11 protein-coding genes and 1 pseudogene are annotated in these 12,530 nt (G+C 61.3%); 5 read left to right on the forward strand and 7 right to left on the reverse strand.

Features of this window, described 5'->3' with window-relative positions; translation table 11 throughout:
* The first annotated feature begins 89 nt into the window (after positions 1 to 89).
* Positions 90 to 1,922 (forward strand): gamma-glutamyltransferase, encoded by a 1,833-nt coding sequence (gene ggt, locus DJ564_RS27605; RefSeq protein WP_109634816.1) that lies wholly within the window; start codon positions 90 to 92, stop codon positions 1,920 to 1,922.
* Between the two features lie 84 nt (positions 1,923 to 2,006).
* On the opposite strand, the gene DJ564_RS27610 is transcribed toward ggt, so the two are convergent.
* From DJ564_RS27610 to DJ564_RS27620, 3 genes are read right to left on the reverse strand one after another with little or no spacing between them, the layout of a single operon-like run.
* Complete coding sequence (locus DJ564_RS27610; protein ID WP_109634818.1) at positions 2,007 to 2,351, reverse strand: gamma-glutamylcyclotransferase family protein; 345 nt, start codon at positions 2,349 to 2,351, stop codon at positions 2,007 to 2,009.
* Positions 2,352 to 2,384: 33 nt separating this feature from the next.
* A complete protein-coding gene (gene ddlA / locus DJ564_RS27615; protein WP_109634820.1) occupies positions 2,385 to 3,479 on the reverse strand; it encodes a D-alanine--D-alanine ligase in 1,095 nt (364 codons plus the stop codon).
* A gap of 10 nt (positions 3,480 to 3,489) precedes the next feature.
* Positions 3,490 to 4,128, reverse strand: coding sequence for a LysE family translocator (locus tag DJ564_RS27620; RefSeq protein ID WP_109634822.1), 639 nt, complete (start codon positions 4,126 to 4,128; stop codon positions 3,490 to 3,492).
* A 151-nt stretch (positions 4,129 to 4,279) separates the two neighbouring features.
* On the opposite strand from DJ564_RS27620, the gene DJ564_RS27625 reads away from it, so the two are divergent.
* Together DJ564_RS27625 and DJ564_RS27630 are read left to right on the forward strand one after the other, a co-directional pair.
* Positions 4,280 to 5,089: an AraC family transcriptional regulator gene (locus DJ564_RS27625; RefSeq protein ID WP_109634824.1), complete on the forward strand. Its 810-nt coding sequence runs from the start codon at positions 4,280 to 4,282 to the stop codon at positions 5,087 to 5,089.
* A gap of 77 nt (positions 5,090 to 5,166) precedes the next feature.
* Positions 5,167 to 5,535: a cupin domain-containing protein gene (locus tag DJ564_RS27630; RefSeq protein ID WP_109634825.1), complete on the forward strand. Its 369-nt coding sequence runs from the start codon at positions 5,167 to 5,169 to the stop codon at positions 5,533 to 5,535.
* A gap of 12 nt (positions 5,536 to 5,547) precedes the next feature.
* Here the strand turns inward: DJ564_RS27630 and DJ564_RS27635 are convergent, their stop codons facing one another.
* The 4 genes and pseudogenes from DJ564_RS27635 to DJ564_RS27645 form a co-directional block, all read right to left on the reverse strand.
* Positions 5,548 to 6,147 carry a flavin reductase family protein gene (locus DJ564_RS27635; protein WP_109634827.1) on the reverse strand — a complete coding sequence of 200 codons (600 nt, stop codon included), beginning with the start codon at positions 6,145 to 6,147 and terminating at the stop codon, positions 5,548 to 5,550.
* A gap of 57 nt (positions 6,148 to 6,204) precedes the next feature.
* A complete protein-coding gene (locus DJ564_RS32985) occupies positions 6,205 to 6,765 on the reverse strand; it encodes a methyl-accepting chemotaxis protein (protein WP_370655159.1) in 561 nt (186 codons plus the stop codon).
* Positions 6,745 to 7,569, reverse strand: a pseudogene (locus tag DJ564_RS32990) (PAS domain-containing protein); the annotation flags it as partial. The pseudogene DJ564_RS32990 and the gene DJ564_RS32985, both read right to left, overlap by 21 nt.
* A gap of 80 nt (positions 7,570 to 7,649) precedes the next feature.
* Entirely contained in the window at positions 7,650 to 8,963 is a 1,314-nt protein-coding gene (locus DJ564_RS27645; protein WP_109634830.1) for an MFS transporter, read from the reverse strand.
* Positions 8,964 to 9,164: 201 nt separating this feature from the next.
* Here DJ564_RS27645 and DJ564_RS27650 point away from each other — a divergent pair, with 201 nt between their 5' ends.
* A complete protein-coding gene (locus DJ564_RS27650; protein WP_109634832.1) occupies positions 9,165 to 10,583 on the forward strand; it encodes a short-chain fatty acid transporter in 1,419 nt (472 codons plus the stop codon).
* Positions 10,584 to 10,826: 243 nt separating this feature from the next.
* The gene (locus DJ564_RS27655) at positions 10,827 to 12,524 is read left to right on the forward strand and encodes a molecular chaperone HscC (RefSeq protein WP_109634833.1); all 1,698 of its coding nucleotides are present in this window, start codon (positions 10,827 to 10,829) and stop codon (positions 12,522 to 12,524) included.
* Positions 12,525 to 12,530: the final 6 nt, after the last annotated feature.

A 12,530-nucleotide genomic window follows, 5' to 3' on the forward strand; every position in this document is an offset into this window, starting at 1 on the left:
AAGCGCCTGTGCTGTAGTCCGTGATTTGCACCTCGCTCTGACGGCCGATAAAGTCCCATGATCTTTTCCCACGGACGGAGTGCCCCCACGTGTTCTCAGCCTTCCACTTGAGCCGCTATCGCCTGTCAGCCCTTTCGCTGATCGCCACCGCGCTGACCCTCGCTGCCTGCAGCGCTCCGCCCACTTCGACATTGCCAATCGCGCCGGAAGTTGCGTCGGGTTATCGCACCGACCTGAAAACCCAATACGCCTCGAAACACATGGCCGCAGCGGCCAACCCTCTGGCAACCGAAGCCGGCCGGGAAATACTGCGTCAGGGCGGCTCGGCGATTGATGCCGCGATTGCCATGCAAGCAGTGCTGACGCTGGTGGAGCCGCAATCCTCGGGTATCGGCGGCGGCGCGTTCATTGTGTTGTGGGATGGCAAGAACGTGCGCACGTACGACGGTCGCGAAACCGCTCCGGCCGGCGCCACAGAGAAGCTTTTCCTACAGGCCGACGGCAAACCGATGGCCTTCACCCAAGCACAGATTGGTGGCCGCTCGGTGGGAACGCCCGGCGTATTACGGGCGCTTGAGTTGGCTCATCAGAAACACGGTCGCCTGCCGTGGGCGCAGTTGTTCGAACCGGCCATCCGGCTCGCGGAGCAAGGTTTCGCCATCTCACCGCGCCTGCATCAGTTGATCGCTTCAGACTCATCCATGCGCCGCTCGCCGGACATGGTGGCGTATTTCCTGAATGCGGATGGCAGCCCGAAAGCGGCCGGTACTCAACTGAAAAACCCGGCGCTGGCCGCGGTGTACAAACGCATCGCCAAAGAAGGGCCGGATGCGTTGTACAAAGGGCCGGTTGCGCAAGAAATCGTCGCCAAGGTTCAGGGCCATGCCAACCCCGGCAGCCTGTCGCTGAACGACCTCCAAGGCTACCAGGCCAAGGAGCGCGCGCCGCTGTGCACTGACTATAAACGCTGGCAGGTTTGCGGCATGCCGCCGCCGTCGTCGGGCGGGATCGCCGTGGCGCAGATCCTCGGCACACTCCAGGCGCTGGAAGTTCGCGATCCGCGCTTCGCCTTGGCCTCAATGAAACCGCTCAAGACCGATAAATCCGCCGGCACCGAGCCGACGCCAGAAGCCGTGCACCTGATTTCCGAAGCCGAGCGCCTGGCCTATGCCGACCGCGCGCTGTATCTGGCCGACGCCGACTTCGTACCCGTCCCCGTCAAAGGCCTGGTGGACCCGACCTATCTGGCCAGCCGCGCCGCCCTGATTGGCGATCGCAGCATGGGCACGGCCAAACCAGGGACTCCGCCGGGCATCAAGGTCGCCTACGCGCCGGATCGCTCGCCGCTGCGCATCTCGACCTCGCAAGTGGTGGCGGTCGATGACGAAGGGGGCGCGGTGTCCATGACCACCACCGTCGAATCCGCGTTCGGCTCGCACGTGATGGTGCAGGGCTTCCTGCTCAACAATCAGATGACCGACTTCTCGTTCATCCCGGAAGAAAACGGGCAGAAAGTCGCCAACCGCGTCGAACCCGGCAAACGCCCCCGCTCGTCCATGGCACCGACGCTGATCTTCGATCGCCAGAGCGGCGAATTCCTCGCCACCGTCGGTTCACCCGGCGGCTCGCAGATCATCGAATACGTCGCCAAATCCACCATCGGCCTGCTCGACTGGAACCTCGATCCGCAAGCGGCCATCAGCCTGCCCAACTTCGGCAGCCGCAACGGCCCGACAGAACTGGAAGAGGGCCAGTTTAGCGCCGGGTTGATTCAGGCGCTGAAGGACAAAGGGCACAGCGTGAGCGAGATCGACATGACCAGCGGCACCCAGGCGATTGTTCGGGTGAAGGATGCGCAGGGGAAAGCGTCGTTGGCGGGCGGGGCCGATCCTCGGCGTGAAGGGGCGGCGTTGGGGGATTGAGTCCTACAAGTGAATAAGCATGGGCTTACCGGGAGGTAGGCCCTTTTTCACATATGCCATTCGGGATAATGATGTGTTGCGCAACTAGGCGCTCACATACACCCACGCTTCAATCCCGGATTGAAGGACCACACTGACACGCTTGTAATCCGACACTTCATAGCGGTCAGCGGCGGCCAGTTCCTCGGGTGTGATCTGGAACACCATCCCCGGAATCGGCGCGCTGCTGTCGCTGCCCGGCCGAAGAATCGGGTGTTGCGTCTTGCCACTGGTGGCCAACACCGCGGGGTCGGTGATTTCCACCAAGGACTGCTCGTAACCCAGCATCGCGTCGGCACGGCCAGTCAGTTCGCGCCCGAAGTTGGCCAGTTGTACGGCTTTGTCCTGCAAGGTGCCGTAGGAAAACAGGTTCACCGTTTTATCGCTCATCCAGAAATCCTTGATTGAATAGTCGCGTGCCGCTCAGCGAGTGATCTTCAGCGCTTGCCGTGCCTTGTGCTTCTCCAGCGCCAGATCGATCAAGCGGCTGACCAGCTCGCTGTACGTCATGCCGGTGGCTTGCCAGAGTTTGGGGTACATGCTGATTCGGGTGAAGCCGGGCAACGAGTTGATTTCGTTGATCAGCACTTCGCCGCTGTCGGTCAGGAACACATCGACCCGCGCCAGCCCGGAACAGCCCAGCACCTGAAACGCTTCGACGGCCAAGGCGCGGATGCGCTCACTGGCTTCGCTGCTGATGTTGGCCGGTACGACGACCTCAGCCGCTTGAGCGTCGATGTATTTGCTGTCGTAGGAATAGAAGCCGCTGCGCACCACGATCTCGCCACAACCGCTGGCAATGGCGTCCTCGTTGCCGAGCACGGCACACTCTATCTCGCGGCCACTGACAGCGGATTCGATCAATACTTTTTCATCGAAACCCAGGGCCAGCTCCACGGCCGCCGTGTATTCGGCTTCGTCACTGACCTTGCTCACGCCCACGGACGAGCCCTGGTTCGCCGGTTTCACGAACAATGGCAGGCCGAGTTTGCCCTGGACTTCGGCGAACCCTGTACGCGCCGCGCTGACACGGTTCAATGTCACGAACGGTGTGACCGCAATCCCCGCGTCACGCAGCAGGCGCTTGCTGATGTCCTTGTCCATGCACACCGCCGAGCCAAGCACGTCGGAGCCGACAAATGGCAAATCCGCCATGCGCAGCAGGCCTTGCAGGCAACCGTCTTCACCCAGCGTGCCGTGCACGATCGGGAAGATCACGTCGACGTGGCCCAGCAGTTCCTGACTGGAGGTTTCAACCAATTGCTGGCTGGCCTTGCCCGGTACCACGGCCAGTTCCCGGTTGGACTGGTTGAGGGCGATCAGGGCCGGATTTTCCTGGTTGAGCAGGAAATTCGAGGGGTCGTTGAGGTGCCAGTGGCCTTGCTTGTCGATACCGATCAGCACTGGTTCGAACCGCGACCGATCCAGCGCGTCAACGATGTTTTTCGCCGACTGCAGCGACACTTCGTGCTCTGCCGAACGACCACCAAAAATCACACCTACCCGCAGTTTACTCATTCAAAACTCCTCAACGATTGGCCACCAGATGCGCGCCGAACAGCAAGTAACAACTGCCGGCGAAGCGATCCAGCCATTTACGTGAACGATCATAGGCCCCCGCCACCCGACGGCTGGCGAACAGCAGCGCCACACTGCAATACCAACCGAATGACAATGTCGCCATCGTCAGCACGGCCAGCGCCAGCAGCATCGGTGGCGGGGAGGCAGGCATGGCAGTGGCGAAAATCGTCGCCACGAACAGCGCAGCTTTGGGATTGGTCATATTGCCTACAAAGCCCCGGCCATAAGCCGACAGCAACGTGCGCCCTGCCCCGTTCAACGAACTGTCCCCCGGCATCACCGCCGGTTTGCGCTTGAACTGTTTCAGGCCCAGGTAAATCAGGTAACAACCACCGGCAATCTTGAAGCTCAGGTACAACGTCGGTGCCGCGCTGAACAGTGACTTGATGCCAAGGCCTCCCGCCAGTCCCCAGAGTACGGTGCCCGTCGCCACGCCCAACGCAGCCACTACGCCATGGCGGCGGGAGCAACTGGCGGCCAATTGCGCGGTATTGAAAAAATTGGGGCCCGGCGTCACTACCGCCACCGTCCATAAAAGCGCCAGGGACAACAGCGGTGCGGCGTAGCTCAGAGGAGTCATTTCCATAATATCGGCGCCTTCGTGGCTTCAGAGAATGCTCGATACCTTGCAACATTTGCCCACGGTTTTCTACCGGCCCAATGGCTTTTGTCGGGCAGCAGACAGGTGGCCGGTCCCTGGGTTACCGTGTTCGCATTGAGTTCAAGACAACGACACCATGGCCAAGCACACGCCTCCCATCGACTGGTTCCACCGCGCGCCCGACGTGGGCGGGGTTAAGCGTTTCGAGGCGTTTTTTGCGGGCCACGGCTACGACCTCCACCGCCATGACACCTATGCAATCGGCCGCACCCTGGCCGGCGTGCAGAGTTTTCAGTACCGCGGCGGCTGGCGCCACAGTCTGCCGGGCGGGACGTTGGTGCTGCACCCGGACGAAGTCCACGATGGCGAGGCCGGCACCGAGGCCGGTTTCAAATACCGAATGATGTACATCGAACCGGCGCTGATCCAGCAGATACTTGGCGGGCAGCCGCTGCCGTTCATCAAGACGGGATTGTCGACCGACCCACGCCTGTTCGCCGCCACCGACGTGCTGCTGCGAAGCCTGGATTGTCCCCTCGACCCGCTGGAAGAACAGGACGCGCTGTTCGATCTGGCGCACGCCTTGAGCAGCGTCTCCGGCGCGCCAGACAAACGCCAGCGCTTCGACTACGTGGCGGCAGAACGCGCGCGGGAGTTTATCCACAGCGCCCTGGATCGCACGGTGACACTGGAGGAACTGGCGCAACACAGCGGCCGGGATCGCTGGAGTCTGTCGAGGGATTTTCGCCTGTTGTTCGGCACCAGCCCTTATCGATACCTGACGATGCGCCGCCTGGACCTGGTCCGCGCACTGCTCATCCAGGGCCAGTCGCTGGTCAGTGCCGCGCTGATCGCCGGCTTCACCGACCAGAGCCACATGACCCGGCAATTCAGCAAGACCTACGGCCTGTCGCCCGCCCGCTGGATGAAAATGCACCAGCGCTGAGCCACGCACAATCGTGCAAGAAACCCGCTGTCGTGCCGACTATCGTGGATTCACGATCAACCACGAGAGCTCGTTTCATGAACGCCTACCAAAGCCTGAACTTCGCTGAAAAAATCGCCCGGATCGACTCGCACTGGAGCCCGCGGGTCATCGCCGAAATGAACGACTACCAGTTCAAAGTGGTGAAATTGCTGGGGGATTTCATCTGGCACGATCACCTGGATACCGACGAGACCTTCATCGTGCTTGAAGGGCAGTTGCGCATCGACTTTCGCGATGGCCACGTTCTGATAAACGCGGGCGAAATGTACGTGGTGCCAAAGGGTGTCGAGCACAAACCCAGCGCCGAACAGGAAGTGAAGTTGCTGCTGATTGAGCCCAAGGGTGTGTTGAACACGGGCAGCGAGGGTGGCGAACGCACGGCGCAGAATGACGTCTGGGTGTGAAAGGCAGCCGGTTTACGGCTGCAGGGTCTTGCCGTCCACCGGGTCACCGATTGTCAGGAAATGCCCGCCAGCCACGTGGTGCAAGGTGCGCAGTGCGTCGTGCCCTTCGAAGTGCCAACGGCCTTCGCTGAACACGCGCTCATCGGCCTGGGCGGCAATCACCTCGGCCACGAACAGATCGTATTGCTGATGATTGTTGGGCTCCGGCAGCAGTCGGCATTCCAGCCAGGCGACGCAACCTTCAAGCATCGGTGCATCGATCAGCTCACCGCTGAACGTCTGCAGGCCATAGACCTGAAACTTGTCCTGACCCTGGCCTTGAGTCAGTTCCAGTCCCGACGTCGAGCCCACAGTCTGGGCGATATCGGCCTGTGCAGCGCAGGGAACGTTCAACACGAAGGTTCCCGACGCTTCCAGCAGTTGTCGGGTCCAGGTGGACTTGTCCAGCACCACGGCGATTTTCGGCGGCTCGAAATCCAGCGGCATCGCCCACGCGGCGGCCATGATGTTGCGCTGACCGTCATGCGCCGCGCTGACCAGAACGGTCGGCCCGTGATTGAGCAGGCGATAAGCCTTGGACAAGGGAACCGGACGGCGATGGGAAACGCTCATGAGGGCTGCTCCTGTGGAAAACGCCGATTGTAGCGATTTCCAAAAGGAGCGCAGGTATCAAGTCGCCAGTTGATTGGCGAACTGCCCGACCGCGTTCACCACTTTCTGCGCGCCGTCCTGGATCTCGACGATCACCGTGCCCGCCTCCGCCGCCAGCGCCAGGCCTTGTTCAGCCTGGAGTTTGCCGTCGGTCATCAGGGCCACGGCATTGCGCGCCATGTCCTGGTTCTGACGCACCACGCCGACGATTTCATCGGTGGCCTGACTGGTGCGCGAAGCCAGTTGCCGGACTTCATCCGCGACCACGGCAAAACCCCGGCCCTGCTCACCGGCGCGCGCCGCTTCGATCGCCGCGTTAAGCGCCAGCAGGTTGGTCTGTTCGGCAATGCCGCTGATGGTTTTGACGATGGTGCCAATGACCAGCGACTGCTCGTTCAGCGCTTCGATGCCTTCGCCGGCGGTCTGCATATGCCGGGCGAGATCACGCATCACGTCCACGGCTTGAGTCACCACGGCGGTGCCGCGCTGGGCGCTTTGATCGGTTTGCTGGGAGGTGCTGTAGGCGATGTTGGCCGCTTCGGCGACCGCCTGCTCCTGATTGACCTGATCGGTAATCACCGTGGCGAACTTCACCACTTTGTACAGCGTGTTGTTGGCATCGACCACCGGGTTGTAGGACGCCTCCAGCCAGACCACACGACCGTGGCTGTCCACACGCTTGAAGCGGCCCGCCACGAACTCGCCAGCGTTCAAACGGCGCCAGAAGTTCTGATACTCAGCGCTGCTGTACTCCTCAGGTTCGCAGAAAGTACGGTGATGTTTGCCTTTGATCTGCGCCAGGCTGTAACCCATGCCGCTGAGGAAGCGCTCGTTGGCCGCCAGCACGTTGCCATTGAGATCGAACTCGATGACCGCCGTCGAACGCACCAGCGCACCGATCAGGTTCTCATGCTCGCGGGACGCCTCGATGGTGCGGGTCAGGTCGCTGGAGTAAATCGAGAAGTGCTTGATGCGCCCTTCCGAGGACCGCACCGGCTGCGCGATCGAGCGCAGCCAGGCTTCTTGGCCATTGCCACGCAACAAACGCACAGTGCCGGCGAAGTGCTCGCCACGGGTCAGCGCAGACTTGAAGCGGTGGTGGAATTCGTCCGATTTCACATGGGGAGGGACGATGTCTTCGATGTGCCGGCCGATCAGGTCGCTGCTCTTGTAGAGCATCTCGCCGAGGAAGTTCTGGTTGACCGATTGAATCCGCCCATCGGGATCGAGGGTCAGGACCAGCATCTCGCTTTCCAGACTTTCCTTCACTTGCTGAAGGCTGGAGAGTTCTTCGCGAAGAGCCGACAGCTCCTGCTTCAAGCGTTTGTTGAACATGGAAAGCACCGATGGACAGGGAAGGAAAGCGGCATGCAGCCTAGCCATCGGCCTTGCGGATATTTTCTGAAGAGTGTTTCAGGTTTGTCCTACAAAAATAGTTGGGACACGCCTGCCGGGTTTTTCATTCATGCCGTGCCGGTGGCCGGGCAGTGTTCAACCCGTGGCATGCGTGTGCCGAAATACGCCGCGCTGCTCACGCCCACCGCGCCCATTACCGCGCTGAAGATCACGCAAATCCACGGACTCCACGGCATCAGACCGATCAGCAACAGCGGTGTGATGCTTGCCCATGCCGCATAGGCAATGTTGTAGGTGAAGGAAATCCCCGAGACGCGAATCCGCGCCGGAAACAGGCTGACCATCACTGACGGCACCGCGCCGACGACCCCGCAACCGAGACCGGCAATCGCGTACGCCAAGCCGATCCAGTCGCCGCCGGTGATCAGGCACGTATAAAGCACGCCAATGCCCAGCGGCAGCAGCAGGCTGTAAAGCATGACCGTGCGCCAGGCACCGATGCGATCGACGAGCAGCCCGGCGAGTACGCAGCCGATGTTCAGGAACACAATGCCCAACGCGCTCAAGGCGAAGGTGTGGCTGGCGGTCATGCCGAAAGTTTTCTGCATCATGGTCGGGGTGATGACCACGAACACCACCACCGCCGATGTCAGTACGCAGGTGAGGATCATCGCCGGTAATATCGCCAGGCGATGTTCGCGCAAGACCGTGCGCAACGGCAGTTCGACAGCGGCATCGCGCTTCGCCTGCATGGCCATGAACACCGGGGTTTCGCTGAGCCAGCGGCGCAGCCAGACACCAATCACGCCAAACACGCCGCCCAGCAGGAACGGGTAGCGCCAGGCGTAATCGAGGATTTCCGCCGGGGTGAACGCCTGCGCCAGAAAGGTCGCCGTCAAGGCGCCGATCAGGTAGCCAAAGGTCAGCCCGGCCTGAAGGAAACCCAGGGCATAACCGCGATGCCCGGCCGGCGCATGTTCGGCGACGAACACCCAGGCGCTCGGCACTTCTCCGCCGACTGCCGCGCCTTGCAAGACCCGCAGGGCCAACAGCAAAAGTGGTGCGAAATAGCCGATCTGGGCGTAGGTCGGCATGATCCCGATCAGCAGGCACGGCAGCGCCATCATCAGGATGCTCAGACTGAAGACCTTCTTGCGCCCCATCCGGTCGGCGAAGTGCGCCATCAGAATGCCGCCCAATGGACGCGCCAGATAACCCGTCACGAAGATCCCGAAGCTTTGCAGCAAGCGCAACCACTCGGGCATTTCCGGCGGGAAAAACAGCTGGCTGAGGGTCAGCGCGAAAAATACGAAAATGATGAAGTCGTAGATTTCCAGCGCGCCGCCAAGGGCCGCCAGGCCAAGGGTCTTGTAGTCCGAGCGGCTGAACGGCGCCGGGCGCGAATCGGTGTTGGCAGTCATGAAAAGAACTCTGGCACGGGCAAAAAACCAAGGCGCCCATGGTCTACGCAAATGCGCCCACGGACAACCCGTTAGACGAAAGTCTCAGACCGGTTAATCTTCGTCACAAAATATGACTGATTGATTTACTGTTGGCACCTGTCCAGACGGGCCTTTGCCGCCCCAAAGACCACAATAAACATAAAAATTCGAGGTACTCCCGTGGCCGCTGATATCGAAGATACCCGCTCCGCCCGTTTTGCCCTGCGCTGCTCAAGTTTTGCCGAACGCTGGTTCCCCGACTCCTGGGTATTTGCCGCGCTGGCGGTGATCATCGTCACAGTGGCCACCCTGTTCATGGGCGCCAAACCGACCGATGCGGCGATGGCGTTTGGTGACGGTTTCTGGAGCCTGATCCCGTTCACCATGCAGATGGCGTTCGTGGTGATCGGCGGTTATGTGGTCGCCAGCTCCCCGCCCGCGGTGAAGCTCATCGACCGCTTGGCGCGGATCCCGAAAAACGGGCGCTCGGCCGTGGCCTGGGTCGCGTTGATTTCCATGGTTGCGTCGCTGCTGAACTGGGGTTTGTCGCTGGTGTTCGGCGGTCTGCTGGTGCGCGCCCTCGCTCGCCGCACCGACCTGAAAATGGATTACCGCGCCGCCGGTGCTGCCGCGTATCTGGGTCTCGGCGCCGTGTGGGCTTTGGGCCTGTCGTCGTCCGCCGCGCAATTGCAGGCCAACCCGGCCAGCCTGCCACCATCGATTCTGTCGATCACTGGCGTCATTCCCTTCACCCAGACCATCTTTCTCTGGCAGTCCGGCGTCATGTTGCTGGCCCTGATCGTGATCTCGCTGATCATCGCCTACGCCACCGCGCCGGGGCCGAAAACAGCCCGCGACGCCGAAGCCTGCGGCATCGACCCAAGCTTCAACCTGCCGCCGCTGCAACCGCGCACCCGCCCCGGCGAATGGCTGGAGCACAGTCCACTGCTGACGATTTTGCTGGTGCTGCTGGCGGCGGGATGGTTGTTCCACGAGTTTTCGACCAAGCCTGCGATCAGCGCGATCTCGGGCCTGAACACTTACAACTTCCTGTTCATCATGCTTGGCGCGCTGTTGCACTGGCGTCCGCGCAGTTTCCTCGATGCCGTGGCGCGAGCCGTGCCGACCACCACCGGCGTGCTGATCCAGTTTCCACTGTACGGCTCGATCGCCGCGCTGATGACCACGGTCAAAGGCACTGACGCTCAGACGCTGGCGCACCACATCTCAACGTTTTTCGTCAGCATTGCGTCCCACGACACTTATGCGCTGCTGATGGGCGTGTACTCGGCGATCCTGGGTTTCTTCATCCCGTCCGGCGGCGGTAAATGGATCATCGAAGCGCCGTACGTCATGCAAGTGGCCACCGACCTGAACTACCACCTGGGTTGGGCCGTGCAGATCTACAACGCGGCGGAAGCCCTGCCGAACCTGATCAACCCGTTCTACATGTTGCCGCTGCTGGGCGTGCTCGGGTTGAAGGCGCGGGACTTGATCGGCTTTTCATTCGTGCAGTTGTTGGTGCACACGCCGCTGGTGCTGTTTTTGCTGTGGGCGCTGGGAACGACGCTGACGTATACGCCGCCGGTGATGCCTTAATCCCGACCTGATAATCACCACAAAACTACTGTGGGAGCGGCGGTGCGACGATTCGACTTGCTCGCTCCCACATTAAAATCCCGGTTGTATTCAAAACAGTTGTCCTCTGAGGATCAACTGCGTCCCGTCGCAAATAATAGCTCAGTGCCACTACTTTCCTTTACCGCCCCGCTGCTCCGGTAATATCCTTGCGCGAATATTATCTGTTTCAACTTTTTGCAGGCCGGAAAGGGAGTTCATCGCATGATCGTAGGGATTGACCTGGGGACCACCAACAGCCTCGTCGCCGTCTGGCGTGGGGAGTCCAGCGAGTTGGTGCCCAATGCACTCGGCCAGTTCCTCACCCCCAGCGTGGTCGGGCTCGATGCTCAAGGCCGCGTTCTGGTCGGCCAGGCCGCCCGCGAGCGTTTGCACACTCACCCGCGCCAGACCGCTTCGCTGTTCAAGCGGCACATGGGCAGCGCCACGGAAGTGCGACTGGGAGACCGGTCATTCCGCCCCGAGGAGCTTTCGGCGCTGGTGCTCAAAAGCCTGAAGGAAGATGTCGAGCGGGCCTTTGGTGAAACCGTGCATGAAGCGGTGGTCAGCGTGCCGGCCTACTTCAGCGATGCCCAGCGCAAGGCCACGCGCATTGCCGGTGAACTGGCCGGTCTGAAAGTTGAAAAACTGATCAACGAGCCGACTGCGGCGGCGCTGGCCTATGGGCTGCATCAACGGGACAAGGAAACCTCGTTCCTGGTCTTCGACCTCGGTGGCGGCACCTTCGACGTGTCGATCCTGGAGCTCTTCGACGGAGTGATGGAAGTGCGCGCCAGCGCCGGCGACAACTTCCTCGGTGGCGAAGATTTCGACAGCGTGCTGCTTGAGCACTTTCTCGAACACCATCGCAACACCGACAACTTTCCTGACCGCACCAGCATCATCCAGCCGTTGCGTCGTGAGGCCGAGCGCGTGCGCAAAGCCCTGGGTCAGGACAGCAGCGCCGAATTCAGCCTGCGGGTCGATGGCCAGCAATGGACGCAAACCATCACCCAACAACAATTGGCGACGCTCTACACGCCGTTACTCGAACGCCTGCGCACACCGATCGAGCGGGCCCTGAGAGACGCGCGGATTCGCGTCAGCGATCTCGACGAAATCCTGCTGGTGGGCGGTACGACGCGCATGCCGCTGGTTCGCAAACTGGCGGCCGGCCTGTTTGGGCGTTTTCCTTCGATCACTCTCGATCCGGACGAAGTCGTGGCCCACGGTGCGGCGATTCAAGCGGCGTTGAAAGCACGCTCCGCAGCGCTGGAAGAAGTGGTGCTGACGGACGTCTGTTCCTACACCTTGGGCATCGAGACGACTACCCAGATCGGCCAGCAATATGAAAGCGGTCACTACCTGCCGATCATCGAGCGCAACAGCATCGTGCCGGTGAGCCGGGTCAAGACGGTGTACACCCTGCAAGATAATCAGGAGCACGTGCTGCTGAAGATCTTTCAGGGCGAAAGCCGCCTGGTCAAAGACAACGTTGCGCTGGGCGAGTTGGACATCAAGGTACCGAAACGCAAGGCCGGCGAAGTCGCCCTCGACGTGCGCTTCACCTACGACAACAACGGTTTGCTCGAAGCCCAGGTGGTCATCCCGCTGACGGGCGACAAGCATTCGCTGGTCATCGAAAACAACCCCGGCGTGCTCACGCCCGAGGAGATTCAGCAGCGCCTGGAGGGCCTGGCGCTGTTGAAGATTCATCCGCGCGATCAGCAGGTCAACACGGTATTGACGGCACGTCTTGAGCGTCTCTATCAGGAAAGCCTGGGGCAGATGCGTGAGCAGATCGGTCATTGGGCCAAACAGTTTCAGCACGTGCTTGATTCACAGGATGAACGCCGGATCCGTGAAGCGCGTAGCGAACTGACCCGGCAACTGGGCACGCTGGACAACGGCCTCTGGCAGTAAGGAGCG

Source organism: Pseudomonas sp. 31-12, assembly GCF_003151075.1.
In the GTDB taxonomy this organism is placed as follows: domain Bacteria; phylum Pseudomonadota; class Gammaproteobacteria; order Pseudomonadales; family Pseudomonadaceae; genus Aquipseudomonas.